This window comes from Streptomyces sp. NPDC055103, assembly GCF_053607625.1.
This window is the reverse complement of record NZ_JBSGTX010000018.1, coordinates 3,107-4,030: the sequence shown is the minus strand read 5'-3', so window position 1 is coordinate 4,030 and position 924 is coordinate 3,107. Positions and strand designations below refer to the sequence as shown.

The window sequence follows — 924 nt, the reverse complement described above, 5'->3', positions numbered from 1 at the left end:
ACCGGAAGCCGAACCCGGACCGACCCCGGAACCCGGACCAGCCCCGAGACCTGTCCGCCGGCGGACGCGAACCGGTCCGGCTCGCCCGGGGACGGTGCACGCTCGGGTACAGGCGAGCCGGCAGTCCCGAACCGGGCCCAAGCGCCTGTCGCACGAGCAGGTGGTCGAGCTGGTCCTCCCCCACGTGCCCGACGTCCTGAGAGAGGACGGCAACGCCCAGATCACCCGAGCCCAGCTCCGGAAGATCATGCGCAGCCACGAGATCCCGCTCAGCAACGAACATCTGACCCCGGTCCTGGCCCTCGTACGGGCCGCCTCCCCGACCTCTACTTCCCCCAAAGGAGCTGCTCGATGAAGACCTGCGACCGCTTCAACCGGATAAAGGCCGGTTTCGAGAATGACCTCGCCATCCTGAACAGCCACGCTGCCCAGCACGAGGGGAGCAACCCGGCGAAGGCGAGCAGCCGGATCGCCAAGGGCGTCAAGCTGAACATGGGGCGGGCGCTCTCTCGCCACTACTCCCGGTGCAGGCTCTGCTGCTGAACCCGGAATCCCGACGGTGGCCCGGCCTCGCCGGGCCACCGCCCCGTTCGCCTAAGCGCCCCGGCTCCGAAGGAACCCCATGTCCGCCACCTCTCCCTGCTCCGATTCCGGTGCCGGCCGTCCGCTCCCGGCGGTCGTGTCCTCGCTTCCCCTGTACGGTTCGGCTGACGACAACTCGGTCTCCGACGGAGCAAGTTATCGGCCAAGACACTCTTCCCCGTCGGGGAAGCGCGTCTTGGCCATGCCCGCCCTGGAGGGGGCGGGAGTGGGGGGGCGCCCCGGGGGGGGGGGGGGACCCGGGCCCGCGCCCGGGGGGGGGGGGCGCGGCGAGACCCCCCCTCCCCCCCCCCCCCCCCGGCCCCACAACCCCAAACACCCCGC

Annotated in this window: 2 protein-coding genes; both read left to right on the top strand. The window is 71.9% G+C overall.

Going from position 1 to position 924, the window contains the following annotated elements:
- Positions 1-94 precede the first annotated feature (94 nt).
- On the top strand, positions 95-355 hold the full coding sequence (locus ACWFR1_RS14095) for a hypothetical protein (protein WP_376572257.1): 261 nt from the start codon (positions 95-97) through the stop codon (positions 353-355).
- Positions 352-543: a hypothetical protein gene (locus tag ACWFR1_RS14090; RefSeq protein ID WP_346171707.1), complete on the top strand. Its 192-nt coding sequence runs from the start codon at positions 352-354 to the stop codon at positions 541-543. Before ACWFR1_RS14095 ends, ACWFR1_RS14090 begins: the two co-directional genes overlap by 4 nt.
- Positions 544-924: the final 381 nt, after the last annotated feature.

Bases quoted from the DNA above. Each gene is read 5' to 3' on its own strand.
- ACWFR1_RS14090 (WP_346171707.1), top strand. From the start codon at position 352: ATGAAGACCTGCGACCGCTTCAACCGGATAAAGGCCGGTTTCGAGAAT.